Genomic DNA, 25,182 nt, shown 5'->3' with positions numbered 1-25,182 from the left:
AGTGGTGTGTTGGGTGCGCCGTCCCCCCCCCCACCCCTCCAAAAAAGCTGGTTGTCTCCCAACTCCCCCCCCGGGTGACCCCGCCGTCGCGGGTGTGACGCCGCCCTCACGGACGGCGTCGGGCGTCAGGCGCGCTCGCGCAGCATCGTCAGCGCGATCCCCGCGGCGACGAGGACCGCGACGAATCCGATCGCGGACGTCACGACGACGCCGCTGCCGAACGCCGCGTGCGCCGAGCCCAGGAGGGCCTGCGCCTGGCCGGCCGGCAGGTCGGCCGCCACGCTCGCCGCGCCACCGAGCGTCTCCGCCGCGGACGCCGCGTCCGCGGCGGGCACGCCCGACGGCACGACGACGTTCGCGTGGTACGACCCGGTGAGGATCCCGCCGAGGACGGCGGTGCCCAGCACCGCGCCGACCTCGTACGCGGTCTCGGAGATCGCCGAGGCCGCGCCCGCCTTGGCCGCGGGGACCGTCGAGACGATGAGGTCGTTCGACACGGTCTCGGCCGAGCCGACGCCGATCGCCAGGACGACGAACGCGAGCCCGAGCCAGCCGGCCTCCCCGCGCCCGGCGACGAGCGCGGTGACGAGGTAGCCGACCGCGGACAGGGCCAACCCGGCGGCGACGACGTGCGAGGGCCGCACGCGACGCACGACCTTCACCACGGCCAGCCCCGCGACGACCATCGCGACGGTGCCCGGCAGGAGCACCAGGCCCGCCTGCACCGGCGAGAGCCCGATGACGAGCTGCAGGTCCTGCGACACGAAGAACAGGAAGCCGACCAGCGAGAACACCGACAGCAGGTTCACCAGCACGCTGCCCGTGAACGCGGGCACGGCGAACAGCCGCACGTCGAGCATCGGGTTCCGGCGGCGCAGCTGGCGCCGCACGAAGAGCACGCCCATGAGCAGCCCGACGGCGACCGCGGCGATCCCGAGGGACGGCAGCGCGCCCTTGGCGAGCGTCTTGATGCCGAACACCACCGGGGTCATCGCGGCCATGACCAGGACGATCGACACCGGGTCGATCGGGCCCGGCGCGGGGTCGCGCGACTCCGGCACGAAGACCGGGGCGAGCACGAGCAGCAGGGCCAGCACCGGCACCGCGAGGAGGAACACGGAGCCCCACCAGAAGTGCTCGAGCAGCAGCCCCCCGACGATCGGCCCCACGGCCGAGCCCGCGGCGAAGCCCGCGGCCCAGATCGCGATGGCGAGGCGACGCTCGTCGCGATCGGTGAACACGTTGCGCAGCAGCGAGAGCGTGGACGGCATGAGCATCGCGCCGAAGAAGCCGAGGCCGGCGCGGGCGGCGATCAGGGCGCCCGCAGTCGGCGCGAAGGCCGCCACCGCGGACACGAGGGCGAAGCCGACGGCCCCGATCAGGAGCAGGCGGCGACGTCCGACGCGGTCCGCGACGGAGCCCATCGGCACGAGGAGCCCCGCGAGCACGAGCGGGTACACGTCGACGATCCACAGCAGCTGCGTGCCGCCGGGGGCCAGCGCCTCCGAGATCTGCGGCAGGGCGAAGCTGAGGACCGTGTTGTCGATCGAGACGAGCAGCACCGGCAGCATCAGCACGGCGAGGGCCGCCCAGCGGCGCGCGGCCCCGGCGGGGCGCGCGGGGGCGAGGCGGCTCGTGTCCGTGGCTGAGGAGGTGGGGTGCGTCGTCACCTGGGTCTGAGCCATGAGGTGCCTTTCACACACTGCGGACGGCCGGGGCGACATGGTGATGCCGAACTTCCGCACCGTCCAGCCGGTACAGTAACACCTCGCCACTAGGCTGTCGACATGCCTCCTGCTCCCGCCGCCCGAGCCAAGGTCCTGCGCGCGTTCGCCGAGCTCCTCGTCGAGTCCGGGGAGCGCGCCGCGACGCTCGACGCGGTGGCCGAGCGGGCCGGCGTGTCCAAGGGCGGCCTGCTCTACCACTTCCCCTCCAAGGACGCCCTCGTCGAGGGTCTGCTCGACCACCTGGCCGTCCTCACCGCCGCCGACGTCGACGCCATGCGCACCGCCCCCGAGGGCGCGACGGACTACCTGCTGCGCACCTCGACCGTCATCGGCGGCGAGTTCGAGGTCGTCTACCTCGCCGCGTCGCGCGTCGCGCAGGGCGCGTCCCCGCGCGCCCGCGCCGTCCTCGACGACGCGCAGACCGCCTGGACGGCCGCCGTCCAGGACGAGCTGGGGGACCCCGTCCTCGCGCGCGCCGTCTCCCTCATGGGCGAGGGCCTGTACACCCTCGCCTCCGTCGGCGCGACAGGCCCGGACGACCGCGAGATCGACGAGCTGCTGACCCTCGTGCGCGAGATCGCCGCCGTGCGCGCCCCCGCCGGGGGCGCTCCGGCGTGACCCGGCGGCTCAGCCCGTCCTGCGCTCCGCCGTCTTCTTCGCGGGCGCCTTCTTGGCCGGGGCCTTCTTCGCGGGAGCCTTCTTCGCCGCCGGCTTCTTCGCCGCCGGCTTCTTCGCCGGAGCCTTCTTCGCCGGGGCCTTCTTCGCGGGAGCCTTCTCCTCGGCCTCGCCCTTCGACCCGCCCTTCGACCCGCCCTTCGACCCGCCCTTCGACCCCGAGACGCTCCGGCGCAGCGCCTCCATGAGGTCGATGACGTCGGCGTCCTCCTTCTCGGGCTGCTCGCCGAACGTCTCGGACGTGTCGAGCGCGTCGCCCTGCTCGATCTTGGCGTCGATGAGCTGGCGCAGCTGCACCTGGTACTCGTCCTCGTACTCCTCGGGCGCGAAGTCGGCCTCGTAGCTCGCCACGAGCTGGCCGGACATCGCCAGCTCCTTGTCGGACACCGTCACGGACCCGTCCAGCGAGGGGAACGCGGCCTCGCGCACCTCGTCCGCCCACAGCAGGGTCTGCATGACCAGCACCTCGTCGCGCACGCGCATCGCCGCCAGCCGGGTGCGCTGGCGCAGCGCGAACTTCACGATCGCCGTGCGGTCCGTCTCCTCCAGCGTGCGGCGCAGCAGCACGTACGCCTTGGGGCTCTTCGAGTCCGGCTCCAGGTAGTAGGTGCGGTCGAGCATGATCGGGTCGATCTGGTCGCTCGGCACGAACTCGACGACCTCGATCTCCCGGTTCGCCTCCGCCGGAAGCGCCGCGAAGTCGTCCTTGGTGAGCACCACGGTGCGCTCGCCGTCGTCGTAGGCGCGGTCGATGTGCTGGTACGGCACCTCCTCGCCGTCCAGCTCGCACACGCGCCGGTAGCGGATGCGCCCGCCGTCCTCGTCGTGCACCTGGTGCAGCGGCACGTCGTGGTCCTCGGTCGCGCTGTACAGCTTGACCGGCACGTTGACGAGGCCGAACGTCACGGCACCCTTCCAGATCGCCCTCATGTGACCATCGTCACGCGAGCCGCCGCACCCCGCCAGCGTGCGCCGGTGCTGGCCGGGCGGGTGTCGGACGCCGCGCCTACGGTCTCGCCATGGACACCGCCACGACGCGCGACGTCGCGCACGCCTATGTCGCGACGCTGGAGCGCCGCGACTGGGCCGCCTTCGGCGCCCTCCTCGACCCCGACGTCGTCTACGAGATGCCGCAGAGCCGCGAGCGGATCCGCGGCCGCGACGCGTACCTCCGCTTCAACCAGGAGTACCCCGGCGACTGGCACCTGGCCGTGCGGCACGTGGTCGCGGACGGCGCCCGGGCCGCCCTGTGGCTCGACTCGCGCGTGGGCGACGAGCCGATGATCGCGAACGTCTGGCTCGACGTCTCCGACGACGGCCTGGTCCGGCGTGTGACCGACCTCTGGCCCGAGCCGTCCGAGCCGCCGGCCGGGCGCGAGCACCTGGTCGAGCGGTACGACGCCTGCTGACGGGCCGGTCCGACCGGCCGGGCGTCAGCCGACCAGGCCGAGGACCCCGACGACGCCGACGAGCAGGGCGAGCAGCATCGACACGCCCACCAGCACGGCGTGCACGGTGAAGAACCGGGTGGGCCGGCCGGCGGCGTCGCGGGCGCGGGGGTCCTTCGTCACGCGGCGCCAGAAGGACGGCCACACGGCCAGGTTCCACAGGGCGGCGACGAGCAGGACGACGGACCAGACGACGGGGATCTCCACGGCGTCGAGTATCAGCCACGGTCCGGCCAGCGAAGAAACCGGCGACGAAACCCTCAGGCCAGCAGGCCGCCCTGCAGCGCGAGGAGCACCGCCCGGGTGCGGTCCTTCGCGCCGAGCTTGAGCAGCACGTTCGACACGTGGTTCTTCACGGTGCCCTCCGCCAGGTACAGGGCGTCCGCGATCTCACGGTTCGACCACCCCTGCGCCATGAGGCGCAGCACCTCCCGCTCCCGCCCGGTGAGCTCCGCCGGGACGACGTCGGCCGGCGCCGGCCCCGAGCGGACCGCCCGCAGCAGCCGCGCCGTCACCGCGGGCTGCACCAGGGTGTCGCCCGCGGCCAGGGTCCGCACCGCGTCCGCGAGCTGCTCCAGCGTCACGTCCTTGAGCAGGTAGCCCCGCGCCCCCGCCTGCAGCGCGCGCAGCACGAGCGCGTCGTCGTCGAACGTCGTCAGGACGAGGACGGCGACCTCCGGCCCGTCGTCGCGCAGCGTCTCCAGCGCCCAGATCCCGTCACGGCCGGGCATCCGCAGGTCGAGCAGCAGCACGTCGGGCTCGTGCTCCCGGACCGCGTCGACCGCCGTCGCGCCGTCCTCCGCCTCCGCGACCACGTCGATGCCGCCCGCGATCTCCAGCAGGCTGCGGATGCCGTGCCGCACCAGCGTCTGGTCGTCGGCGAGCACGAGGCGCACGCGGCCTCGTCCCCCGTCGGACGCCGGGTCCGCCGTCACGACGCCACCCGCGCGGCGAGGCGCGCCCGCACCGTGAACCCCGCCGACGCGTCGAAGGTCGCGCCGCCGCCCAGCGCCTCGGCCCGCTCGACGATGCCCGCGAGCCCGTGCCCGATCCGGACCGGCCCCGAGGTGAGGCCGTCGTCGCGGGCGACCAGGGTGAGCGCGCCGTCGTCGTCCGCCGCGACCTCGATCCGCAGCACCGTCGCCATCTCCGCGTGCCGCACGGCGTTGGTCACGACCTCCTGGGTGACGCGGACCAGGGCGGCCGTCTGCTCCTCGTCCGCGACGACGTCGTCGGCGACGTGCACCTCGACCCGGGGCGACGGGACGGCCGCGGCGACGGCGTCCAGGGCGTCGCGCAGGTCGGGCGCGCGACGCCGCAGCTCGCCCACGGTGGCGCGGACGTCGCCGAGCAGCTCGCGTGCCACGGTGCGGGCGCGCTCCACGTGCGCCGCCCCGCGCTCGCCCGGCAGGTGGGCGGCCGACTCCAGCTCGAGGGTGAGCACGGTGAGCTGGTGCCCGATGAGGTCGTGCAGCTCGCGGGAGATGCGCAGCCGCTCGGACGCCCGGGTGGCCTCTTCGCCGAGCACGGCCGCGGCGGCGAGCTCGGTGTGCGCGACGGTGAGCTCGGCGCGCATCCGCTGCTCGCGCTGCAGCGCGACGCTGATCGCCGCGCTCGCCACCTGGAGCAGCAGGTAGAGCCCCAGGGAGAGCAGGATCTCGAACGCGCGGACCTCGCCGGGAACGAGCAGGTACGACAGGAGCAGCGAACCCGTGTTCACGGCGATCACGGCGACCGTCGCGCCCACCGGTGCGACGTACGTGCTCACGGCCGCGCCGAACACCAGCAGGATCGGCAGCCACCCGATCCCCGGCACCGTGACCACGAGCGCGCCGGCCAGGAGCGTCTGGGCCGCGAGCGCCGCGAGGGTGCGTCGGGTGCGCGGAGGGCCGAGGACCGTGACCACCGTGGTGGCGAACCAGGCGGCGGCGAGCAGGACCCAGGCGAGGAGCGGCACGAGCATCCGGTCCGGGTCCGCCACGAAGGGCACGGGCACGACGATCGCCAGGCAGACGACGAGGGTCGTCAGCCCGGACGTCTCCTCGGGTCCCAGCCGGCGCACGGCACCCACGCTATCCGGGGTGGCGGGGCGCCGAGGAGTGCCGGAAGTCATGGGCGCGGGTCGTGACCGGCGGCACGCGCGACGGCGCCGGACGCGTCCGTAGCGTCGCCGCCATGACCGCACTCGTGGCGCAGCACCTGCGCAAGACCTACCGCACCCGGGGTCGCGGCCGCCCGCCGGTGGTCGCCCTCGACGACGTGAGCCTGTCCGTGGGGCCCGGCGAGGTGGCCGGCGTGCTCGGCCGCAACGGCGCCGGCAAGTCCACCACCGTGGAGCTCCTGGCCGGCGCCCGGGCCCCGGACTCCGGGCGGGTGCGGGTGCTCGGCCTCGACCCGCGGGCCGACCGGGGGCGGGTGCGCGCCGTCCTCGGCGTCCAGCTCCAGGGGGCGTATCTCCAGGGCGCCCTGACCGTCCGCGAGCTCGTGCGCCTGTACCGGTCCTTCTACCCGCGCGGCCTGGACCCCGACCTGCTCGTCGAGCGCGTCGGCCTGGGCGCCTCGCGCGACGTGCGCTTCGAGAAGCTGTCGGGCGGGCAGCAGCAGCGGGTCTCGGTAGCGCTGGCCCTCGTGGGCGCGCCGCGGGCCGTCGTCCTGGACGAGCTCACCACCGGCCTCGACCCCGAGGCGCGGCGCAGCATGTGGTCGCTGGTCGAGGACCTGCGGGCCGACGGCGTCACGGTGCTGCTCGTCAGCCACCTCATGGAGGAGGTGGAGCGGCTGTGCGACCACGTGACGATCCTCGACGCCGGCCGCGTCGTCGCGCGCGGCACCGTGCCCGAGCTGATCGACCGGGCCGGCCTGCGGCCCGCCGTCACCCTGCGCACCGACCACGCCGGCGCCGCCGACCTCCTGGCCCGGCTGCCCGCCGTCGAGCACGTCGACACCTCCGGCCCGCGGCTCACCGTCACCGGCGCTGCGGCCGCCGGGGCAGACGACGACCCGGCGCGCGGCGACCTGCTGCACGCGGTGGGCGCTGCGCTCGCCGCCGCGGACGTCGTCGCGACCGAGACGCAGCTGCGCCGCCACACCCTCGACGACGCGTTCCTCGCCCTCACCGGAAGCCCCCTGGAGGCATCATGACCACCGCCCGCCGCCCCTCGACCCCCCAGGTGCTGGAGCTGCCCGAGCCGGGCCCCCCGCCACGCGCTGTGCGGCCGGGCGCGGGGGCGTGGCGCGCGCTCACGGTCGCCGAGGCGCGGATGGTGGCCCGCGACACCGCCGGGCTCGTGATCCCGCTCGGCATGCCGTTGCTCATCCTCGTGATGAACGGGCTGACGCCGGGCCTGGACCAGGTCGTCCCCGGGACGGGTGGGCGCACCGCGCTGGACGTCTACGTGATCCCGCTGACGGTGACGATGGTCGTCGCGACCGTCGGGGTGATCAACATGCCGAGCTTCCTCGCCTACTACCGCCGCAGCGGGATCCTCAAGCGGCTCGGCGTCACCCCCGCCTCCCCGGCGATGGTGCTCGGTGCGCAGGCGCTCGTCGGGGTGGCGCAGATCCTGCTGGGCATCGCCATCGCGCTCGCCGTCGCGTTCGTGTGGCTGGGGGCGTCGCCGCCGGCCGACCCGTGGGTGGCGGCGGGCGTCCTGGCGCTGACGATCGCCGCGATGTACGCGGTCGGGATGCTCGTGGCGGCCGTCGCGCCGACGCCGGGTTCCGCGGTGGCGATCGGCCTCGTCGCGTTCTTCGGTCTCGCGGCGCTCGGCGGCATGTTCGGGCCGCGCCAGAACCTGCCCGACGTGCTCACGACGCTCGGCGGCTGGCTCCCCTTCGGGGCTGCCGTGGACGGACTGAGCGCGGCGTGGGCCGGCGCCGGCGTGCCCGCGTCCGCGCTCGTCGGCCTCGGCGTGAGCATGGTCGCGGCGGGGGGTGCCGCAGCCGTGTGGTTCCGCTGGGAGTAAGGCGGGTCGAGCCTGTCAGAGGCCGACGGCGTCCAGCTTCGCCGTGAGCTCGGCGTCGGTGGGCTCGACGAAGAACTCGCCGTCGGGGAAGACGACCACGGGGATGTTCTTGCGGCCGCTGATCGCCTCGGCGTCGTCGGCGCGCAGGGGGTCGGCGACGAGGTCCACGTTCACGTACTCGACGCCGCGGGTGTCGAGCACGCGCTTGGCGCGGCGGCAGTCGCCGCACCACGTGGCCCCGTACATCGTGAGGGTCGCGGGGCGGCGGAGGTCGGTCGTGGTGTCGACGGTCATGCGCAGCACCATACCCCCATGGGGTTAGTGCACGGAGAATCCGCCGTCCACGAACAGTGACTGACCCGTCACATAGGCGGACGCCGGGCCGGCGAGGAAGACGGCGGCACCGGCGAAGTCGTCGGGCAGCCCGTTGCGGCCGACCATCGTGCGGGCCGCGAGCGCCTCGACCCGCGCCGGGTCGGACTGCAGCCGGGCGTTCAGCGGCGTGAGGACGAAGCCGGGCACCAGCGTGTTGGCGGTGACGCCGCGGGACGACCAGGCCTCGGCCTGCGAGCGGGCCAGCGACTCCAGGCCGCCCTTGGACACCCCGTAGACGCCGGACTGCACGAACGCGCGGTGCGCCTGCTGGGAGGACACGTGGATCAGCCGGCCGTACCCGCGCTCGGCCATGCCCGGACCGAACCGTTGTCCGAGCAGGTACGGCGCCTCGAGGTTGACCGCCATGGTGGCGTCCCAGGTCGCGTCGTCCGTCTCGCCGAGCGGCGGGCGCAGGTTGATGCCCGCGGAGCTCACGACGACGTCGGGCTCGCCGAAGACGGCGGCGGCCTCCTCGGCCGCTGCGCGCACGCTGTCGCGGGTGCTCAGGTCGGCGCTCACCCGGTCGGCGGTGCCACCGTCCGCGCGCAGCTCCGCGACGGTGGCGTCCAGCTCGGCCTCGCGCCGGGCGATCACGACGACGCGTGCCCCGGCGTGGGCGAGCGCGCCCGCGATCGCCCGGCCGATACCGGAGCTGCCGCCGGTCACCAGGGCGGTCCGGCCGTCGAGGGAGAACAGGGAGGAGAGGTACGCGTCGCTCACGCGGAGAACCCTGCCACGCGCGCGCCGTCGCTGTGACGGGCGCTCGGGGCGCGTACCGATGGACGGGTCGGACGGCGGGCTGCGGCACGCGTGGGCCTCGCCCCGCACGGGCACCAGGTCACGTTGCCGATAGCCTCGGGCGATGGTCGACGACGAGGTCCGGGTCGTGGTGCGCAAGTACGACGGCAGCCTGCACTGGCACTACCCCATGACGCGGCTGGGCGAGGACGAGTTCGGGGTCTGGCTCGGTGCGCCGGCAGGAACCGTCTACCGCAGGGGCGAGCCCGGGCACGAGACCGCCGTCGTGGCGGTCGAGGACGACCGGGTCATGCTCGTCCCCCACGACGCGTGGTGGACCGCCGAGTTCCAGGCGGCCCCGGCCCACCTGGACGCGTACTGCGACGTCGCCACGCCCTCCACCTGGACGCGTACGGACGAGACGTCGGGCGAGGTGACCATGGTCGACCTGGACCTCGACGTGTGCCGCGTCCGCGACGACATGTCGGTCTTCGTGGACGACGAGGACGAGTTCGCCGTCCACCAGGTGCGGTACGGCTACCCGGCCGACGTCGTCCGGCGGGCGGAAGCGGCGGCCGCGTGGCTGACCACCGCCCTGCGCGACGGCGTCGAGCCGTTCGGCGACCACTACCGCACCTGGCTCGACCGGCTCGCCGCGACCAGGCAGCAGAGATCGGGCAGCCCGTCGGCGCTGTGACGAAGCCGCATTCCCGAGGATTCCGCACCGTCGCGCCGAGCTCGTCCAGGAGTCAGTGCGCGCGGGTGGGATCCGAGTCGTCCCACGAGTCCGCCGCAACGCAATTCAGGTGCTCGACGTGGCACACGGCGCGCGTGCCACGTGGCGGCTCCGTCCGGGAACTTGACATGCGGGAGGAACCGCCCGAGGCGCGCACATCGTCACCTCGCGCGACGATGGCGCCATGGCCCGCACGTCGTCGAGCAAGCCGCAGACCGTCGTGGTCGGCGACCGCCGCCTGCAGCTGACGAACCTGGACAAGGTCTACTACCCCGCCACCGGGACGACGAAGGGCGAGGTGCTGCAGTACCTCGCCCAGGTGGCGCCGGCGCTGCTGCGGCACGCGGCGCACCGCCCGGCGACGCGTAAGCGGTGGCCGGACGGCGTCGCCGGGCAGATGTTCTTCCAGAAGAACCTGGACGCGTCGACGCCGTCGTGGGTGCCGCGGCGCTCGATCAAGCACCGCACGTCGACCAACGACTACGTGCTGGTCAACGACCTCGCCACGCTGACGTGGCTGGGGCAGACCGCGACGCTCGAGATCCACGTGCCGCAGTGGCGGTTCGGGCGCACGGGCACGCCGATGCCGCCCGACCGGCTGGTCCTCGACCTGGACCCCGGGCCGGGCGCGGGCCTCGCCGAGTGCGCGGAGGTGGCGCGGCTGGCGCGCGACGTCCTGCGCGGCATGGACCTCGACCCGCTGCCCGTGACCAGCGGGTCGAAGGGCATCCACCTGTACGCCGCGCTCGTCGGGCACGACGACTCCCTCACCGCGGACGCCGTCTCCGCGGTGGCGCACGAGCTCGCGCGGCACCTGGAGTCCGAGCACCCGGACCTCGTCGTCAGCGACATGAAGAAGTCGCTGCGCGCGGGCAAGGTGCTCGTCGACTGGTCGCAGAACAACGGCGCCAAGACGACCATCGCGCCGTACTCGCTGCGCGGGCGCGACGAGCCCACCGTCGCCGCTCCGCGCACCTGGGACGAGCTCGACGACCCGGGTCTGCGCCACCTCACCTTCACCGAGGTGGTCGAGCGGCTGGAACGCGACGGCGACCTCCTGGAGCCCCTGGCGGCCGGGCACCTGGCCCAGCTCGAGCCGACGCCCGAGCGCATGGCGACGTTCGAGCGCACCCCGGCCGAGCGGCTCGAGACCTACCGCGCCAAGCGCGACCCGGAGAAGACACCGGAGCCCTTCGGCCCCGAGGACCCGGACGCCCACGACGGCGCGCCGACCTTCGTCATCCAGGAGCACCACGCCCGCCGCCTGCACTGGGACTTCCGGCTGGAGCACGAGGGCGTCCTCGTGAGCTGGGCCCTGCCGAAGGGGGAGCCCACCGACCCGAAGCAGAACCACCTGGCCGTGCAGACCGAGGACCACCCGCTCGCGTACGGGTCGTTCGAGGGCAGCATCCCCGCGGGCGAGTACGGCGGCGGGGAGGTGACGATCTGGGACGCCGGCACCTACGACCTGGAGAAGTGGCGCGAGGACGAGGTGATCGCCGTCCTGCACAGCGAGCGCCGCGGCTCCCGCCGGCTCGCCCTCATCCGCACCGGCGGGCGGGGCGGCGACGACCAGAACTCGTGGCTGATCCACCGCACCAAGACGCAGCCCGGCGACGAGGACGCCGGGACCGAGGCTCGCGACGACGACGCCCGCCCGAGCCCGCCGGCGGCCCGGCCTCGCGCGGCTGCCGACGACGCGCCGGCCGAGACGCCGCGCCCGATGCTCGCGACGACGGCGCCGCCGGGCGAGCTGGCCCGGCTCGACCCGGACGACTGGGCGTTCGAGGTGAAGTGGGACGGCTTCCGCGCCGTCGTGGAGGTGCTCGCCGGCGCGGACGGCGCCGACGAGCACCCGGTGCGCCTCACGTCCCGCTCCGGCCAGGACCTCACGGTGACGTTCCCGGAGCTGCGGGCGGTCGCCGACATGGTGTCCGACGACGATCTGCCGCTGGCGCTGGACGGCGAGATCGTCGCCCTCGACGGGGACGGACGCCCGTCGTTCCGCCGCCTGCAGCAGCGAGCCAACCTCACCCGGCCGCGCGACGTCGAGAAGGCGCGCCGCGCGGTCGGGGTCGACCTGGTGCTGTTCGACGCGCTCGTCGTCGGCGGGCGCGCGGTCACCGACCGGCCGTACACCGAGCGCCGCGCGGAGCTGGCGCGGGTCGTGACGCCGCGCCGCCCGGTGCACGTGCCGGACGCCCTGGACGGCACGCTCGACGAGGCACTGGAGACCAGCCGCCTCATGCGGCTCGAGGGGGTGGTGGCCAAGCGACGCCGGTCGCCGTACACGCCGGGCCGCCGCTCGCGCGACTGGCTCAAGATCAAGCACGCCCGCACCCAGGAGGTGGTGGTCGTCGGCTGGCGCCCCCTGCACGCGGGGACGGGCCGCGAGGACGCGCGGGTGGCCGGGTCGCTGCTGCTGGCGGTGCCGGACGACGGCGGGGTGCTGCGCTACGTGGGCAAGGTCGGCACGGGCTTCAAGGAGGCGGAGCGGCGGGAGGTCGTGCGGCACCTGCACCCCGTGGACGACGCGCCGCTCGACGGCGTGCCGCGCACCGAGGCGGTGCACGCGCGGTGGGCCGCGCCCGAGCGCGTGGCCGAGGTGACCTACGGCGACTGGACGAGCGACCCCGCCGACCTCGGAACGCACGGTGGCGACGAGGGCGGCGGCGCGGACGACGAGGGACCGCGACTGCGGCACTCGGTGTGGCGCGGGTGGCGCGACGACAAGCGCCCGGACGACGTCGGCGTCGAGAGCTGAGCCGTCAGCGCACCGTCTGCCCGCGCAGCGCGTGCGCGACGGCGGCCGCCCGCGACTCGACGCCGAGCTTGGCGTACACGTGCGCGAGGTGGGTCTTCACGGTCGCCTCGGAGATGAACAGCCGGCGCCCGAGCTCCCGGTTGCTCAGCCCCTGCGCGAGCAGCGTGAGCAGCTCCGCCTCCCGCGGGGTGAGCGCGCTGCCGGGGTTCTGCGCCTGCTGCATGAGCCGGGACGCGACCGGCGGGGACAGCACGCTGCGCCCGACGACGGCGCCGCGCACGGCGGAGAAGATCTCGGCCGGTGGGGCGTCCTTGAGGACGTAGCCGATGGCGCCCGCGTCGACGACGCGCACCACGTCGGCGTCGGTGTCGTAGGCGCTGAACACGAGGACGGGCAGGTCGGGGTGGGCGGCCCGGATACGGCGGGTGGCGGCGACGCCGTCCTCCCCCGCGCCCAGCTCGAGGTCCATGACGACGAGCGCGGGCGCGAGGCGCCCTGCGGCGTCGAGTGCCTCGTCGGCGGTGCCCGCCTCCCCGACCACGCTGATGTCCGGCTGCGAGTCGAGCAGCGCGCGCAGCCCGGCGCGCACCACGTGGTGGTCGTCCACGAGCAGCACGGTGATCGGGTCGCTCATGCGTCCTCCTGGTCCTTCGGCCAGGCCGTCCCGGCGTCGGCGACGACGGGCAGCTGCACCCCGACGACGGTCCCCTCGCCCGGCGAGCTCTCCACCGTGATCGTGCCACCGAGCTGCTCCACCCGCTGCCGCATGGCGCGGAGCCCGAACCCGCCCTGCCGTCCGGGAGCCCCCGCGCCGGCGGTCCGCGCCACGACCTGTGCGACGTCGAAGCCGCGGCCGTCGTCGAACACGTCGAGCGCGACGGCGTCGGGAGGGTACGTGAGGGTGAGGCCGAGCCGCGCGGCGCCGGCGTGCCGGTCCACGTTCGCCACGGCGCTCTGGGCGATGCGCGCGAGGGCGTGCGCCGTCTCGGCGCCGACCCGCACGGGCTCGCCCACCACGGTGAGCTCGGCGTCCGGGACGTGGCGGCGCGCCGCCGTCCGGATCCCGGCCGCGACGTCCGCCGGGGCCACGCCGCCCGCCGCCGGGGGCGGGTCCACGAGGTCGTGCACGAGGTCGCGCGTCTGCCCCAGGCTGGCGCGCACGGCGACGGCGGCCTGCCGGGCGTCGTCGCGCGCGGCGCCGGGGTCCGCGTCCCAGCGCTGGTCGGCGGCCTCGAGCCGCAGCACCGCGGAGGACAGGGACTGGGCCACGGTGTCGTGGATCTCGCGCGCCACGCGCTCGCGCTCGGCCAGGACGGCGACCTCGCGCTGCAAGCGGACCCGCTCCCCCGCCTGCCGCACGATCGCGTCGTACGCGAGGCTGAGCAGCACCGCCACCACGAGCGGCGCGACGGCGGCCGCCCAGTCGCTGCGCCCGGACAGGCCGAAGAGCGCGACGCCCGTCACCACGGCGACGGCGCCCACCAGGACGTGCGCGGCGGGCACGGGCACCAGCGTGCGGCAGACGAAGAACAGCGGGATCGCCGACCAGGCGAAGCTCGGCGCCACCAGCACGAGGGCGCCCCACGCCAGGAGCAGGACGCCCAGCACCAGGTCGACCGCGACACGGCGGGCCGTCGGTCCGGTCTGCCGCGCGAGCACCACCAGCGCCGCGTACGCGGCGGCGACCACCGCGACGAGCACGACGACCAGCCACCACCGGCCGTCGAGGCCGTGGTTGGTGAGGTAGCGCGCGGCGGACGTCGCGACGAGCGCGGCGAACGCGAGGTGCACGCCGCGGGTGAGGGATCCGGGCACGACGAGCACGCTCACCGGGCGGGGTTGATCCGCACCTCATCCGTTCGGATGAGCCGACGCGCCCCGGAAGTGCCGATGCGCCGTCGCGGCGGGGGCGGCGAGCGAGGGCGCATGACCTCGCCCGCGGCCTCGCCCACGGCCTCGTGCCTGGCACGGCCTGCGTCAGGCCCGGCGCTCCTGGGCCGCGGCCCGGCTCGTGCCGAGGTGCGCGCCGGCCAGGCGGGCGGCGGCCTCGCCGTCCCCGTCACGGACGGCGTCGAGGAGCTCGCGGTGCTCGTCGGCGATCGCCTGCAGGTCGAGGTGCTGCCCGAGCAGCCAGCGCACGCGGCTGGCGATCACGAGGTGCAGCTCGAGGAGCACCGGGTTCCCGGCGGCCTCGACGACGCGCTCGTGGAAGTCGGCGCCGGCGCGCCGGGCCGTGGGGCCGTCGCCCGCGCGGGCGGCGGCGTCCTCCCGCTGCCACGCCTCGGTGAGGGCCTCGAGCTGCTCCGGCGACCGGCGCGTCGCCGCGAGCCGGAAGTGCAGGGGATCCGTCGCCTCGCGCACCTCGTGCAGGTGGTCGACGTCGGCGTCGCTGAACTCGCGGACCACGGCCCAGGTGCGCGGGCGCGGGGTGACGAGCCCCTCCGCGACGAGCGTGCGCAGCGCGTCCCGCACGGGGATGCGGCTCACGCCCAGCTCGGCGGCCAGGTCGCGCTCGACCAGGCGGCTCCCCGGCTCCCGGGAGCCGTCCACGATCTGCTCGCGGACGACGCGCGCCACCCGCACGGACTCGGGCTCGAAGGGGGCCGAGAGCTCGGAGGACATGCGCACATCTTGCCAGCCAGCCGGAGGCGAATATGGCATACCATCGCCCCGCTCGACGCGGCGCCCGACGGCTCCGACCAGAGCGACGAGTTCACCATCCCCGGACGGCCGCAGGCGGTCGCCCCCTTCGAGGAGGAAGCCCCATGACCAGCGCCCCCACCACCGTCACCGTGCTGCGCGACGTGCGGCCCTGGGGCGGCGAGCGCTCCGACCTGCACGTGAGGGACGGCGTCATCACCGCCGTCGTGCCGCACGACGCCGCTGCGCCGGCCGCCGGCGAGGCGGACGGGGCGGTCGACGGGGGCGGCCTGCTCGCGCTGCCCGGTCTGGTCAACGCGCACGCGCACGTCGACAAGTCGTGGTGGGGCAAGCCGTGGGTGAGCTACGGCGGCGAGCCGGGCGTCCGGGCGCGCATCGCGCACGAGCGCGCGCACCGCGACGAGCTCGGCATCCCCGGCGTCGACGTCACCCTGGCGGTGCTCCGCGAGTCGGTCCGCACGGGCACGACGGCGGTGCGCACGCACGTGGACGTCGACCTCGGTGTGGGTCTGCGGGGCATCGAGGTGGTGCGCGAGGCTGTCGCGGCGCTGGGCGGCGCCGTCCACGCGGAGATCGTGGCGTTCCCGCAGGACGGCGTGCTGCGTCGCCCCGGAGTCCTGGAGCTGCTGGACCGGGCGGCCGCCGCGGGCGCCGAGCACGTCGGCGGCCTGGACCCCGCGTCGATCGACCGCGACCCGGTGGGCCAGCTCGACGGGCTGTTCGAGATCGCGGAGCGGCGCGGCGTCGGGATCGACGTGCACCTGCACGACGGCGGGGAGCTGGGCGCGTTCCAGGTCGAGCTGATGGTCGACCGCACCCTGCGGGCCGGGCTCCAGGGCAGGGTCAACGTCGCGCACGGCTTCGCGGTCGGTCAGCTGCCCGGGTCGCGCCGGGCCGACCTCGTCGCGGCGATGGCCGAGGCCGGCATCACCATGACGACGGTGGCGCCGATCGGCGCCGCTCCCCTGCCGCTGCTGGCGCTGCGCGAGGCCGGCGTCCCGGTCGGCCTCGGCACCGACGGCATCCGCGACCTGTGGTCCCCGTACGGGACGGGCGACCTGCTCGCGCTCACCACGCAGCTCGCGCGCCTGTCGGGCCTGCGGTACGACGAGGAGCTCGTCACCGCGGCGCGCGTCGCGTCCTCGGACGCCGCCCGGTTCGTCGGCCGCAAGGTGCACGACCTCGTGGTCGGCGCCCCGGCCGACGTGGTGCTCGTCGACGCCGAGAACGTGCCCGACGCCGTGGTGCGCGCGCCGCGCCGGGCACTCGTCGTCGCGGGCGGCCGGGTGGTCGCCCGCGACGGCGAGGTGCTCGTCTGACCGCCTGCGTCAGGCGGCCGCCGCCTGCCCGGTGAGGTCGTCGGCCGTGGCCACGACCACCCCGTACAGGTCGGCGACGGTCGCGAGGGCCCCGCGGTGCAGCTGCGCCGCGGGGGCCTCGCCCGCCGCGCTCGCCAGCGACCGGGTCGCGCAGGCGTCGGCGACCACGGTGGGCCGCAGGCCGCGCAGGAACGCGCCCTGGGCCGTGAACGTCACGCACATGTGGGTCATGAACCCCACCACCACGACGTCGTCGTGCCCGGCCGCGGCGACGAGGTCGCCCAGCTCGGTGCGGACGAAGGAGTCCGGGGCCGTCTTGGTGACCACCGCCTCCCCGGGCCTCGGGGCGACGCGCGGGTGGATCTGCCCGAGCTCGGTGGCCAGGTCGTAGGGCGATCCCGCGCCGCCGTCGTGCTGCACGTGGACCACCGTGGCGCCCGCCGCGCGGGCGCGGGCCAGGAGGTCCGCGGCGGCGTCGAGCGCGGGCTCCCAGCCCTCCAGCTCCATCGCGCCCCGCGTGTACGTGGTCTGGTAGTCGACGAGGATCACGGTCGACGCAGCGAGCGAGGCCGGGGTCGGGTCGAGGCCGCTGAGGTCGCGGAGCGTGGTGCTGGTCATGAAGGTCCCTCCGGGAGGTCGGTCGGTCGGTCGCCGCCGGGCGGCGACCCTCCACGCTACGAACGGGATTACCGTGTCGGCAATGACATGCAAGCCGCAGATTCGGACATCCCCATGATCGAGCGCCTCGTGGTGGTCACGCTGTTCGACGGCGTCGACCTGCTCGACGTCACCGGGCCCGCCGAGGTCTTCTCGCTCGTGCGGCGGGAGACCGACGAGCCGCCGGGCTACGCCGTCGTCCTCGCCGCCGAGACGCTCGACCCCGTGACCACGTCGGCCGGTGTCCGGGTGCTGCCCGACGCCACGTTCGACGACCTCGCCGGGCGCGCCGTCGACACCGTCGTCGTGCCCGGAGCGGTCGAGCTCGACGACGACCGGCGGGTGCGCGCCGTCGTCGACCCCGCCGTCGTACGGCGCGTCCGGGAGCTGGCGCCGCGCACCCGGCGCCTCGCGTCCGTCTGCGTGGGCGCGCACGTGCTCGCCGACGCCGGCCTCCTGGACGGCGTGCGCGCCACCACGCACTGGTCCACCGCAGGGCAGCTCGCCGACGAGCACCCCGAGGTGCACGTCGACCCGGACCCGATCTTCGTCCGCGACGGCGGCATCTGGACGGGCGCGGGCCTCACGGCATGCCTCGACCTCACGCTCGCGCTGGTCGCGGACGACCTCGGCCAGGAGGTCGCGATGCGCGTGGCCCGGCAGCTGGTGATGTACCTCAAGCGGCCGGGAGGGCAGAGCCAGTTCTCCGTCGCGACCGACCCCCGCGCGACCACGCGGCGCGTGGACGACCTGCGCCAGCACGTCCTGCGGAACGTGGCGTCCCCGCTGACGGTCGCCGGGCTCGCCGAGCGCGCGCACGTGAGCGAACGGCAGCTGACCCGGCTGTTCAAGAGCGAGCTGGGCACCACGCCCGCGGCCTACGTCGAGTCGATCCGCGTCGAGGCGGCGCGCCAGCGGCTGGAGACCACGGACGACACCCTGGAGCGCGTCGCGACCGCGTGCGGGTTCGGCACGACCGACACCCTGGCCCGCGCGTTCCGGCGCCGGCTCGACACCACGCCCGCGCGGTACCGCGAGCGCTTCCGGGTCACGGCCTGACGCCTCGGGCGGCGGGCGGGAGCGACGAGCGGGCGACATCGGGGCCGGGGCGCGGGAAGTCTCGCGGCCCGTCGTCTGTTGTGCCGGGCATGCGAGCCATCACCTACTCCCGCTTCGGCGGCGCCGACGTCCTCGAGCTCACCGACCAGCCCGACCCGCGCCCCGGGGCGGACGTCGTCGTCGTGCGCGTGCGCGCCGCGTCCGTCAACCCCGTCGACTGGAAGGTCCGCCAGGGCTACCTGGACGGGCTGTTCGACACGCAGTTCCCCGTCGTCCCCGGCTGGGACGTCGCGGGCGTCGTGGAGCAGGTGGGCCTCGACACCCCCGAGTTCGAGGTCGGCGACGAGGTGTACGGGTACGTCCGCAAGGACTGGGTGCACGGCGGCACGTTCGCCGAGCTGGTCGCCGCGCCCGTGCGGACGCTGGCGCGCAAGCCCGCGTCGCTGAGCTTCGAGGAGGCGGCCGCGGTGCCGCTCGCGGGGCTCACGGCCTACCAGACCATCCTGCGGTCCGGGGTGCGGGAGGGCCAGACCGTGCTGGTGCACGCGGCCGCAGGCGGCGTCGGCTCCTTCGCCGTGCAGATCGCGCGCGGCCTCGGCGCCCGCGTGATCGGCACCGCGAGCGAGGCCAACCACGACTTCCTGCGCGGCCTCGGCGCCGAGCCCGTCACCTACGGCGACGGGCTGGCCGACCGCGTCCGCGCCCTCGCCCCGGAGGGCGTCGACGTCGCGCTCGACTACGTGGGTGGCGACGCCGTCGCGACCAGCGCCGCGCTGCTCGCGCCGGGCGGGACGGTCACGTCCATCACGGACGCGACGGCGCGCACGGAGCACGGCGGGCACTACGTGTGGGTGCGCCCGTCGAGCGCCGACCTGGAGGCCCTCGGCGCGCTGATCGACGCCGGCAAGGTCGCCGTGGAGGTGGGCCAGGTCTTCGATCTCGCCGACGCCGCCGACGCCCACCGTGCCAGCGAGAGCGGCCACGGGCGCGGCAAGATCGTGGTGCGCGTCTGACGGCGCCTCCCACCGCGCGTCCTCCCGTCCTCCCTACCGTCCTCCCCACCGTGGTGGTGCAGGCCCGGGCCGCACGCGGCACCCTGGGCACATGACGCCCTTCGCCCCCGCCGTGTACGCCGACCGCCGTCGCCGCGCCGCCGCCCAGGCGGCCGCCGCCGGTCTCGCCGGGGTGCTGGTGACCCCCGGCCCCGACCTGCGCTACTTCCTCGGCTACACCCCCGCCGCGGACACGGAGCGGCTCACGCTGCTCGCCATCCCCGCGTCCGACGACGGCGGGGGCGACGCCGTCGCCGTCGTGCCGAAGCTCGAGGCCCACGACCTCGAGGTCGGCGCCGTCGGCGGCATCGAGGCGGTCACCTGGTCGGACGGCGAGGACGAGCACGAGGTCGCCGGCCGGCTCCTACGCCCGGACGGCCGGTACGCGATCAGCGACGCGGCGTGGGCGCTGCACGTGCTGGGCCTGCAGCGCGCCCTGCCCGCGTCGTCGTACGCCGCCGTCACGAACGCCCTGCCGATGCTGCGCGCCGCCAAGTCGCCCGAGGAGGTGGCCCGGCTCGCCGCTGCGGGCGCCGGGGCGGACGCCGTGTTCGCCGAGATCGTCACCCGCCGGTTCGCCGGCCGCGCCGAGCGCGAGGTGTCCGACGACCTGGACGCCCTGCTGCGCTCCCACGGGCACGAGCAGGTCGACTTCACGCTCGTGTGCGCGGGCGAGAACGGCGCCGACCCGCACCACGAGGCCGGCGACCGGGTGATCCGCGAGGGCGACATGGTGGTCATGGACTTCGGCGGGCTCGCCGACGGCTACGGCTCCGACACCACCCGCACGGTGCACGTCGGCGCGCCCACCGCGCGCGAGCAGGAGGTGCACGACGTCGTGCGCGCGGCGCAGCAGGCGGGCGTCGACGCCGTGCGTCCCGGCGCGACCTGCCAGGACGTCGATCGCGCCTCCCGCACCGTCATCGCCGACGCCGGGTTCGGCGAGTTCTTCGTGCACCGCACGGGTCACGGCATCGGCCTGACGACGCACGAGCCGCCGTACATGGTGGAGGGCGAGAGCACCCCGATCGAGGCCGGGATGTGCTTCTCCGTCGAGCCGGGGATCTACCTGCCGGGCGAGTTCGGCGTGCGCATCGAGGACATCGTCGTCGCGTTCCCCGCCGGGGCGCCCGGTCTGGCCGACACTCCCGATGCCGGCGTGCGGCTCAACACCTCGCCGCACGAGGTGGTCGTCGTCGAGTAGCCGGGTCGACCGGCAGGTCAGCTGGGCGAGGCCTTGCCGTGCCGCCAGTAGCCGACGAAGTCGACCGCCGCCTTCGGCCACTGCCGGTCGTTCACCAGGTGCCGCCGCACGCCGGCCGCGAGCGCCTGCTCGCCGGCGACGAGCGCATACCCGGCGCCCGCCGGCAGGTCGGCCCCGCGGACGACGTCGAGAGCGGCACGGCCGGGCACCTCGCCGAGGGCCGGGTCGTCGGCGGCGGCACGGTCGCGCTCGACCCACCGCAGGTCCACGCCGTCCGGGACGCGGAAGTCCTGCCGGTCGTCGGCGGTGGGCACCTCGACGACGGCGACGCCACGCGCGTCGTCGGGCAGCGCCTCGCAGATACCGGCGACGGCGGGCAGCCCGCTCTCGTCTGCGACGAGCAGCCGCCAGTCACACGCTGCCTGCCGGTGGTGGTAGGTGCCCTGGTCGAGGATGCCGACCCGGTCCCCCGGGCGGGCGGACAACGCGAAGCCCGCACCCGGGCCGAGGGGCTCGTGGCCGCCGTCCGGCCCCGCGGGCGCCGCGTCGTCGTGGCCGTGCAGCACGAAGTCGACGTCGATCTCGTGCAGCTCGGGCCGCGCCGCGCGGATCGTGTAGTTGCGCACCAGCGGGCGGCGGGCGCGCGGGGTCGCGAGGTACTGGGCGTACCAGCCGAGGTTCGACGTGCGCGTGGGGAGCTTCAGCGCGTCCTGGCCGGGGCGCGGCAGGAACAGTCGGAACCACTGGTCGTCGCCCACGAGAGTGAGGCGGTCGATGTCGCCGATGCCGAGCGTGACCCGTTGCAGGTGCGGGCTCAGTCGCTTCGTCGTGACGACCTCGGCGACGAGGACGTGCGGGTCGACCGGCTTCGACAGCGTTCGGGTGCTCACATCGGTAAGGTTAGGCGAACCTCACCTCGTTGACCAGCTTCTGTCCGATGTCGCGGACGGCCTCGTGCCCGAGACTGGGACCGTGCAGCCCCGCCTCCGGTCGCGCGCGCTCCCCGCGCTCCCTGCGCTCGTCACGCTCCTCGCCCTCGCCGCCTGCACGCCGTCGACGCCCGCGCCGACCGCGGCGCCGAGCGCGATGACGAGCGCGGCGCCGTCCGCGACCCCCGAGGAGCCGCTCCGGGTCGAGGTGACGGCTGGCGACGTGACGCTGGAGGTGTCGGTCCCCGGCGCGACTCCCGACGACCCGGGCGTGCACGTCACCCCCGACGAGCAGGCCGGCACGGCGACCGTGACCCTCGAACGGCCCGCGGTCGGCGATGCCGACCCGCCGACGATCACCCTGGTCTCGCGCGGCGCGTTCGAGACCCGCGTCGACGGCAGCGTCACGGTGCGCAGCGACGGCACGGCGATCGGCGGGCTGTCCGCCCCGCGGGGCGCTCGGCTGACGGCGGTCGACGGCTCGCGCCTGGAGGTCCGCGCGACGGGCGGCACGGACGACGAGGACGCCGGCGACGCCGCGACCACCCTGGGCACCTCGGCGGTCGCGAGCACGGACTGGGGCGACCGCGAGGGCGGCCGGTCCCTCGCCGTCGTGCCGACGGGCTGGGCGCGCGAGGCCGGGCAGGCCGGCACGGACCTGGTCTGGGCCGAGCTGGTGGCGGCGGACCCGGACGTCGACACCGCGACGATGCGCGACCAGCTCGAGTGCCACGCGATCGGCGCGCCGGACAAGGACTCGTGGAACCTGGAGCCGTGGCGGCCGGACGTCGGGCTGGTCGCGACCATGGCCGCGCGCTGCAACCCGACCTCCTGACCCCTTGACATATTCCGATATAGGCATAGGTTGGGCTCATGGCACGCGCAGCGACGACGACGGATGCGTTCAACGCGGTGGCCGAGCCCCGGCGCCGCGAGATCCTCGACACGCTGGCGCAGCAGGAACGGGGCGTCGGCGAGCTCGCCGAGCTGCTCCACGTCGCCCAGCCCGTGGTCTCCAAGCACCTCAAGGTGCTGCGGGAGGTCGGGCTGGTCGAGGTCCGCGACGACGGCCGTCGTCGCCTCTACCGCGCGGACGCCCGGCCCCTGCAGGAGATCCACGCATGGGTCGGCCGGTACGAGCGGCTGTGGGAGGAGCGGTTCGAGCTCATCGACGAGCTGCTCGACACCCTGGACGACCCGCCGGGCACCCGCCCGGACCAGCCCCCGGAGCCCCGAGGAGATCGATCATGACCAGCACCACCACCGGCACCGCCGTCCTGACGCTGCCGAACGACACCGACATCCAGGTCGTGCGCCGGTTCGCCGCTCCCGCGGCCGACGTCTGGCGCGTGTTCACCGAGCCCGAGCTGATCGCGCGCTGGTGGGCCGGCAAGCGGGGCACCGTGACGAGCATCGAGATCGACCCGCGCCCCGGCGGCACCTACCGCTACGCGATGGAGGCCGACGGCGGCTTCGAGGTCGCGTTCCACGGCGAGTTCACCGAGGTGGTCCCGCCGGAGCGCCTGGTGCACACCGAGGTCTTCGAGGGCATGCCCGACGGCGACGCCGCGGCGACCATGAACACCTACACCTTCACGGAGGAGGACGGCGCCACCACTCTCACGCTCGTCACGCGCGCGCCGAGCAAGGAGGTCCGCGACGCGATCGTCGAGTCCGGCATGGAGGGCGGGCTGCAGGAGGGCTTCGACCTCGTCGACGAGCTCGCCGCGTCCCTCGCCTCCCGCTGACCCGAACGCCGAACAGGCGGTTGCACCGGTATGCGACCGGATCGAGGCCCGTACCGGTGGCAACCGCCTGTTCGACGCGGCGTGAGGTCAGACGGCGGTGTAGCCGCCGTCGATCAGCCAGTACGCGCCGGTGACGAACGACGCGTCGTCCGAGAGCAGGAACCGTACGACGCGCGCGACCTCCTCGGGCTCGCCGAGGCGGCCGAGCGGGTGCTTGGCGACGAGCGCCTCGCGGGCCTCGGCGGGAAGGCTCGACTCGACCAGCGGCGTCTTGATGTACGCCGGGCCGACCGCGTTGATGCGCAGCCCCTGCGGGCCGTACTCGGCGGCGGCGTTCTTCGTGATGCCGACGACGCCGTGCTTGGCGGCCGTGTAGGCGCCGTTGCCGAGCGCCGCGACGGTGCCGTGGATCGACGCCATGTTGACGATCGCGCTCTCGCCGGCGCCCCGCTCGAGCATCGCCGGGATCTGCGCCCGCATCCCGTAGAGCACGCCGTTGAGGTTGATGTCGATGACCCGGTCCCAGTCGTCCAGGTCGGTCTCCCCCGCCGGCGCCTGCTGGCCGCCGATGCCCGCGTTGTTCACGGCATAGTTGAGCCCGCCGAACGTGGCCTTCGCGAACTCGACGGCCCGGGCGGAGTCCTCCTTCACCGCGGTGTTCTGCTCGAACGCCGCGGCCTCGCCGCCGGCGGCGACGATCTCGTCGGCCACGCGCTGCGCGGCGTCCAACCGGATGTCGGTCACCACGACCCGGGCGCCGTGCGCCGCGAGCTCCTTGCTCACCGCCTCGCCGATGCCCGAACCGCCGCCCGTCACGAGCGCCACCCGACCCGCGAGACTGCTGCCTGCCGCCATGTCCGTACTCCTTCGCACCACGCCCCGACGGGCAGGGACGCGGTCTGCGTGACGACGGCCCGGACGGGACGAACGACCGCCCCGTCACCTTCGTGAGGGAAAGGGCGCTGACCCTTCGACCGTAAGCCCGCGCGCCGGGCGCCGAGGCCCGCTCTCCCCCGAGAGTGACGCACTAGACGCCGGAGGCCTTCCGCGCCGTCCGGCGCACGGCGGCCTCGACGTCGGCGACGACGCCGGCCTCCTCGTCCGCGGTCAGCCCGGTGACGTGCGCGTCGGGCGTCGCGCGGAGCCACGCCAGGGTGTCGCGCGCCGTCTCCTCGACCGGTCGCGGCGCCAGGCCGGCCTCTGTCGCGGGCGCGGCGTCGTGCGCGGGCATCCCCGCGTACTCGGGCCGCGGCAGCCACAGCGGCAGCGACCGCTCCCCCGACCACGGCCGGACGCCCGCCGCCTCCAGGGCGGCGTCGTCCGCCCACACCCAGCGCGGCGCGGCGCCGACACCGCGCGCCACCGCGGCGAGCAGGTCGCCCACCGCGGTCACCGGCCCGACGGCGTCGAAGGTCCCCTCGGCGCGGCGCTCGGCCAGGTCCACCACCCAGGCTGCGAGGTCACGCACGTCGATCACCTGCACGGGGTCCGCGGGGTCGCCCGGCGACAGCACGTCGGCGGCGCCAGCCGGCACCCGACCCAGGCGCGCCGGCCAGTACGCGAACCGTCCGCTCGGGTCGCCCGGGCCCACGATGAGGCCGGGGCGCACGACGACGGCGGTGGCCGCGCCGTCGCGGACGGCGTTCTCGCACGCGACCTTCATCGCGCCGTAGGCCTCCGGGTCCCCCGCCCCGTCGACGTCGTCCGGCTGAGGCTCGCGCAGCCGCCCGACGCCGGGACCGCCCGGATCGGCGTCGTCCGCGTACACGTTGACCGTCGAGACGAACACCCAGTGCGCATCGGGCAGCGCCGCGACCGCGCGTCGCACGTGCGACGGGGTGCGCGACACGTCCACGACGGCGTCGAACCCCTCCGCCGCGAGGTCCTCCCGGAACGGGTCCGCGCGGTCCAGCGGCACATGCCGCACGCCCTCCGGCACCGTCCCCGACCGGCCGCGGTTCGCGGCCACCACCTCGTGCCCGCGCGCCGCGGCGTCCGCCGCGACCGCCCTCGACAGGAACACCGAACCACCCAGCACCAGGAGCCTCATGGCCCCACCCTGGCGCACCCCGACGCCGCCCGCCCCCGCCTTCCGCCCGCGGCAGAACGTCCGGGGACGCCGACG

General features: G+C 75.3%; 27 protein-coding genes. 13 read left to right on the top strand and 14 right to left on the bottom strand.

Translation table 11 applies throughout. From position 1 onward, the window contains the following. Positions 1-125: 125 nt before the first annotated feature. On the bottom strand, positions 126-1,685 hold the full coding sequence (locus ACFCZN_RS16360; RefSeq protein WP_429764093.1) for an MFS transporter: 1,560 nt from the start codon (positions 1,683-1,685) through the stop codon (positions 126-128). A gap of 102 nt (positions 1,686-1,787) precedes the next feature. Here ACFCZN_RS16360 and ACFCZN_RS16355 point away from each other — a divergent pair, with 102 nt between their 5' ends. Next, positions 1,788-2,345 carry a TetR/AcrR family transcriptional regulator gene (locus ACFCZN_RS16355; protein ID WP_429764092.1) on the top strand — a complete coding sequence of 186 codons (558 nt, stop codon included), beginning with the start codon at positions 1,788-1,790 and terminating at the stop codon, positions 2,343-2,345. 9 nt (positions 2,346-2,354) lie between these two features. On the opposite strand, the gene ACFCZN_RS16350 is transcribed toward ACFCZN_RS16355, so the two are convergent. Further along, complete coding sequence (locus ACFCZN_RS16350) at positions 2,355-3,332, bottom strand: Ku protein (RefSeq protein ID WP_430557450.1); 978 nt, start codon at positions 3,330-3,332, stop codon at positions 2,355-2,357. Positions 3,333-3,421: 89 nt separating this feature from the next. On the opposite strand from ACFCZN_RS16350, the gene ACFCZN_RS16345 reads away from it, so the two are divergent. Next, positions 3,422-3,811 carry a nuclear transport factor 2 family protein gene (locus ACFCZN_RS16345; RefSeq protein ID WP_430557449.1) on the top strand — a complete coding sequence of 130 codons (390 nt, stop codon included), beginning with the start codon at positions 3,422-3,424 and terminating at the stop codon, positions 3,809-3,811. A gap of 24 nt (positions 3,812-3,835) precedes the next feature. Here ACFCZN_RS16345 and ACFCZN_RS16340 read toward each other — a convergent pair whose 3' ends face one another. Genes ACFCZN_RS16340 through ACFCZN_RS16330 form a run of 3 tightly spaced genes read right to left on the bottom strand, consistent with a single transcriptional unit; the run spans position 3,836 to position 5,912 of the window. Beyond that, a complete protein-coding gene (locus tag ACFCZN_RS16340) occupies positions 3,836-4,057 on the bottom strand; it encodes an SCO4848 family membrane protein (RefSeq protein WP_430548008.1) in 222 nt (73 codons plus the stop codon). 53 nt (positions 4,058-4,110) lie between these two features. After that, the gene (locus ACFCZN_RS16335) at positions 4,111-4,785 is read right to left on the bottom strand and encodes a response regulator (protein ID WP_430557448.1); all 675 of its coding nucleotides are present in this window, start codon (positions 4,783-4,785) and stop codon (positions 4,111-4,113) included. After that, on the bottom strand, positions 4,782-5,912 hold the full coding sequence (locus ACFCZN_RS16330; protein ID WP_430557447.1) for a sensor histidine kinase: 1,131 nt from the start codon (positions 5,910-5,912) through the stop codon (positions 4,782-4,784). Before ACFCZN_RS16330 ends, ACFCZN_RS16335 begins: the two co-directional genes overlap by 4 nt. A 113-nt stretch (positions 5,913-6,025) precedes the next feature. On the opposite strand from ACFCZN_RS16330, the gene ACFCZN_RS16325 reads away from it, so the two are divergent. Both ACFCZN_RS16325 and ACFCZN_RS16320 read left to right on the top strand, forming a co-directional pair. Further along, positions 6,026-6,991: an ABC transporter ATP-binding protein gene (locus ACFCZN_RS16325; RefSeq protein WP_430557446.1), complete on the top strand. Its 966-nt coding sequence runs from the start codon at positions 6,026-6,028 to the stop codon at positions 6,989-6,991. Beyond that, a complete protein-coding gene (locus ACFCZN_RS16320) occupies positions 6,988-7,815 on the top strand; it encodes an ABC transporter permease (protein WP_430557445.1) in 828 nt (275 codons plus the stop codon). Before ACFCZN_RS16325 ends, ACFCZN_RS16320 begins: the two co-directional genes overlap by 4 nt. A gap of 15 nt (positions 7,816-7,830) precedes the next feature. Here the strand turns inward: ACFCZN_RS16320 and ACFCZN_RS16315 are convergent, their stop codons facing one another. Together ACFCZN_RS16315 and ACFCZN_RS16310 are read right to left on the bottom strand one after the other, a co-directional pair. Next, the gene (locus ACFCZN_RS16315; RefSeq protein WP_430557444.1) at positions 7,831-8,109 is read right to left on the bottom strand and encodes a glutaredoxin family protein; all 279 of its coding nucleotides are present in this window, start codon (positions 8,107-8,109) and stop codon (positions 7,831-7,833) included. Between the two features lie 24 nt (positions 8,110-8,133). Next, positions 8,134-8,910 carry an SDR family NAD(P)-dependent oxidoreductase gene (locus ACFCZN_RS16310; RefSeq protein ID WP_430557443.1) on the bottom strand — a complete coding sequence of 259 codons (777 nt, stop codon included), beginning with the start codon at positions 8,908-8,910 and terminating at the stop codon, positions 8,134-8,136. A gap of 142 nt (positions 8,911-9,052) precedes the next feature. Here ACFCZN_RS16310 and ACFCZN_RS16305 point away from each other — a divergent pair, with 142 nt between their 5' ends. Both ACFCZN_RS16305 and ACFCZN_RS16300 read left to right on the top strand, forming a co-directional pair. Next, positions 9,053-9,625 (top strand): DUF402 domain-containing protein, encoded by a 573-nt coding sequence (locus ACFCZN_RS16305; protein WP_430557442.1) that lies wholly within the window; start codon positions 9,053-9,055, stop codon positions 9,623-9,625. A gap of 223 nt (positions 9,626-9,848) precedes the next feature. Next, positions 9,849-12,428: an ATP-dependent DNA ligase gene (locus tag ACFCZN_RS16300; protein WP_430557441.1), complete on the top strand. Its 2,580-nt coding sequence runs from the start codon at positions 9,849-9,851 to the stop codon at positions 12,426-12,428. Between the two features lie 4 nt (positions 12,429-12,432). Here ACFCZN_RS16300 and ACFCZN_RS16295 read toward each other — a convergent pair whose 3' ends face one another. The 3 genes from ACFCZN_RS16295 to ACFCZN_RS16285 all read right to left on the bottom strand — a co-directional run bounded on the left by ACFCZN_RS16295 (position 12,433) and on the right by ACFCZN_RS16285 (position 15,050). Continuing rightward, positions 12,433-13,062 (bottom strand): response regulator, encoded by a 630-nt coding sequence (locus ACFCZN_RS16295; RefSeq protein ID WP_430557440.1) that lies wholly within the window; start codon positions 13,060-13,062, stop codon positions 12,433-12,435. Beyond that, a complete protein-coding gene (locus tag ACFCZN_RS16290; protein WP_430557439.1) occupies positions 13,059-14,243 on the bottom strand; it encodes a sensor histidine kinase in 1,185 nt (394 codons plus the stop codon). The genes ACFCZN_RS16295 and ACFCZN_RS16290 overlap by 4 nt, the downstream gene beginning before the upstream one ends. A 162-nt stretch (positions 14,244-14,405) precedes the next feature. Then, positions 14,406-15,050 (bottom strand): GntR family transcriptional regulator, encoded by a 645-nt coding sequence (locus ACFCZN_RS16285; protein WP_429764077.1) that lies wholly within the window; start codon positions 15,048-15,050, stop codon positions 14,406-14,408. Positions 15,051-15,193: 143 nt separating this feature from the next. Here ACFCZN_RS16285 and ACFCZN_RS16280 point away from each other — a divergent pair, with 143 nt between their 5' ends. After that, on the top strand, positions 15,194-16,408 hold the full coding sequence (locus ACFCZN_RS16280; protein WP_430557438.1) for an amidohydrolase: 1,215 nt from the start codon (positions 15,194-15,196) through the stop codon (positions 16,406-16,408). A 9-nt stretch (positions 16,409-16,417) separates the two neighbouring features. On the opposite strand, the gene ACFCZN_RS16275 is transcribed toward ACFCZN_RS16280, so the two are convergent. Next, a complete protein-coding gene (locus ACFCZN_RS16275; RefSeq protein WP_429764075.1) occupies positions 16,418-17,026 on the bottom strand; it encodes an isochorismatase family protein in 609 nt (202 codons plus the stop codon). A gap of 114 nt (positions 17,027-17,140) precedes the next feature. Between ACFCZN_RS16275 and ACFCZN_RS16270 the strand changes: the two genes are divergently transcribed. The 3 genes from ACFCZN_RS16270 to ACFCZN_RS16260 all read left to right on the top strand — a co-directional run bounded on the left by ACFCZN_RS16270 (position 17,141) and on the right by ACFCZN_RS16260 (position 20,380). Next, positions 17,141-18,124 carry a GlxA family transcriptional regulator gene (locus tag ACFCZN_RS16270; RefSeq protein WP_430557437.1) on the top strand — a complete coding sequence of 328 codons (984 nt, stop codon included), beginning with the start codon at positions 17,141-17,143 and terminating at the stop codon, positions 18,122-18,124. Between the two features lie 89 nt (positions 18,125-18,213). Continuing rightward, positions 18,214-19,137, top strand: a complete 924-nt coding sequence (locus ACFCZN_RS16265; protein WP_429764073.1) for an NADP-dependent oxidoreductase — start codon at positions 18,214-18,216, stop codon at positions 19,135-19,137. Between the two features lie 91 nt (positions 19,138-19,228). Beyond that, entirely contained in the window at positions 19,229-20,380 is a 1,152-nt protein-coding gene (locus ACFCZN_RS16260; RefSeq protein WP_429764072.1) for a M24 family metallopeptidase, read from the top strand. Between the two features lie 17 nt (positions 20,381-20,397). On the opposite strand, the gene ACFCZN_RS16255 is transcribed toward ACFCZN_RS16260, so the two are convergent. Then, the gene (locus ACFCZN_RS16255) at positions 20,398-21,270 is read right to left on the bottom strand and encodes a siderophore-interacting protein (protein WP_430557436.1); all 873 of its coding nucleotides are present in this window, start codon (positions 21,268-21,270) and stop codon (positions 20,398-20,400) included. A gap of 82 nt (positions 21,271-21,352) precedes the next feature. On the opposite strand from ACFCZN_RS16255, the gene ACFCZN_RS16250 reads away from it, so the two are divergent. Genes ACFCZN_RS16250 through ACFCZN_RS16240 form a run of 3 tightly spaced genes read left to right on the top strand, consistent with a single transcriptional unit; the run spans position 21,353 to position 23,057 of the window. Beyond that, entirely contained in the window at positions 21,353-22,144 is a 792-nt protein-coding gene (locus tag ACFCZN_RS16250) for a DUF2599 domain-containing protein (protein WP_430557435.1), read from the top strand. Between the two features lie 38 nt (positions 22,145-22,182). Further along, positions 22,183-22,560, top strand: coding sequence for an ArsR/SmtB family transcription factor (locus ACFCZN_RS16245; RefSeq protein ID WP_430557434.1), 378 nt, complete (start codon positions 22,183-22,185; stop codon positions 22,558-22,560). Next, positions 22,557-23,057: an SRPBCC family protein gene (locus tag ACFCZN_RS16240; protein ID WP_429764068.1), complete on the top strand. Its 501-nt coding sequence runs from the start codon at positions 22,557-22,559 to the stop codon at positions 23,055-23,057. Before ACFCZN_RS16245 ends, ACFCZN_RS16240 begins: the two co-directional genes overlap by 4 nt. 87 nt (positions 23,058-23,144) lie before the next feature. Here the strand turns inward: ACFCZN_RS16240 and ACFCZN_RS16235 are convergent, their stop codons facing one another. Together ACFCZN_RS16235 and ACFCZN_RS16230 are read right to left on the bottom strand one after the other, a co-directional pair. Next, positions 23,145-23,912, bottom strand: coding sequence for an SDR family NAD(P)-dependent oxidoreductase (locus tag ACFCZN_RS16235; protein ID WP_429764067.1), 768 nt, complete (start codon positions 23,910-23,912; stop codon positions 23,145-23,147). 172 nt (positions 23,913-24,084) lie between these two features. Beyond that, positions 24,085-25,107, bottom strand: a complete 1,023-nt coding sequence (locus ACFCZN_RS16230; protein ID WP_430557433.1) for an epimerase — start codon at positions 25,105-25,107, stop codon at positions 24,085-24,087. Positions 25,108-25,182: the final 75 nt, after the last annotated feature.

The sequence above is a fragment of the Isoptericola sp. NPDC056134 genome (assembly GCF_042264825.1).
GTDB lineage: Bacteria > Actinomycetota > Actinomycetes > Actinomycetales > Cellulomonadaceae > Isoptericola > Isoptericola nanjingensis.
The sequence above is the reverse complement of the archived record's forward strand: the minus strand, read 5'-3'. Positions and strand labels throughout refer to the sequence as shown.

Excerpts from the sequence above, each read along its gene's own strand:
- ACFCZN_RS16265 (WP_429764073.1), top strand. The coding sequence starts at position 18,214 with ATGCGAGCCATCACCTACTCCCGCTTCGGCGGCGCCGACGTCCTCGAG.
- ACFCZN_RS16315 (WP_430557444.1), bottom strand. The coding sequence starts at position 8,109 with ATGACCGTCGACACCACGACCGACCTCCGCCGCCCCGCGACCCTCACG.
- ACFCZN_RS16260 (WP_429764072.1), top strand. The coding sequence starts at position 19,229 with ATGACGCCCTTCGCCCCCGCCGTGTACGCCGACCGCCGTCGCCGCGCC.
- ACFCZN_RS16345 (WP_430557449.1), top strand. The coding sequence starts at position 3,422 with ATGGACACCGCCACGACGCGCGACGTCGCGCACGCCTATGTCGCGACG.
- ACFCZN_RS16270 (WP_430557437.1), top strand. The coding sequence starts at position 17,141 with ATGATCGAGCGCCTCGTGGTGGTCACGCTGTTCGACGGCGTCGACCTG.
- ACFCZN_RS16230 (WP_430557433.1), bottom strand. The coding sequence starts at position 25,107 with ATGAGGCTCCTGGTGCTGGGTGGTTCGGTGTTCCTGTCGAGGGCGGTC.
- ACFCZN_RS16275 (WP_429764075.1), bottom strand. The coding sequence starts at position 17,026 with ATGACCAGCACCACGCTCCGCGACCTCAGCGGCCTCGACCCGACCCCG.
- ACFCZN_RS16240 (WP_429764068.1), top strand. The coding sequence starts at position 22,557 with ATGACCAGCACCACCACCGGCACCGCCGTCCTGACGCTGCCGAACGAC.
- ACFCZN_RS16350 (WP_430557450.1), bottom strand. The coding sequence starts at position 3,332 with ATGAGGGCGATCTGGAAGGGTGCCGTGACGTTCGGCCTCGTCAACGTG.
- ACFCZN_RS16360 (WP_429764093.1), bottom strand. The coding sequence starts at position 1,685 with ATGGCTCAGACCCAGGTGACGACGCACCCCACCTCCTCAGCCACGGAC.
- ACFCZN_RS16295 (WP_430557440.1), bottom strand. The coding sequence starts at position 13,062 with ATGAGCGACCCGATCACCGTGCTGCTCGTGGACGACCACCACGTGGTG.
- ACFCZN_RS16305 (WP_430557442.1), top strand. The coding sequence starts at position 9,053 with ATGGTCGACGACGAGGTCCGGGTCGTGGTGCGCAAGTACGACGGCAGC.
- ACFCZN_RS16285 (WP_429764077.1), bottom strand. The coding sequence starts at position 15,050 with ATGTCCTCCGAGCTCTCGGCCCCCTTCGAGCCCGAGTCCGTGCGGGTG.
- ACFCZN_RS16300 (WP_430557441.1), top strand. The coding sequence starts at position 9,849 with ATGGCCCGCACGTCGTCGAGCAAGCCGCAGACCGTCGTGGTCGGCGAC.
- ACFCZN_RS16320 (WP_430557445.1), top strand. The coding sequence starts at position 6,988 with ATGACCACCGCCCGCCGCCCCTCGACCCCCCAGGTGCTGGAGCTGCCC.
- ACFCZN_RS16280 (WP_430557438.1), top strand. The coding sequence starts at position 15,194 with ATGACCAGCGCCCCCACCACCGTCACCGTGCTGCGCGACGTGCGGCCC.
- ACFCZN_RS16235 (WP_429764067.1), bottom strand. The coding sequence starts at position 23,912 with ATGGCGGCAGGCAGCAGTCTCGCGGGTCGGGTGGCGCTCGTGACGGGC.
- ACFCZN_RS16325 (WP_430557446.1), top strand. The coding sequence starts at position 6,026 with ATGACCGCACTCGTGGCGCAGCACCTGCGCAAGACCTACCGCACCCGG.
- ACFCZN_RS16355 (WP_429764092.1), top strand. The coding sequence starts at position 1,788 with ATGCCTCCTGCTCCCGCCGCCCGAGCCAAGGTCCTGCGCGCGTTCGCC.
- ACFCZN_RS16245 (WP_430557434.1), top strand. The coding sequence starts at position 22,183 with ATGGCACGCGCAGCGACGACGACGGATGCGTTCAACGCGGTGGCCGAG.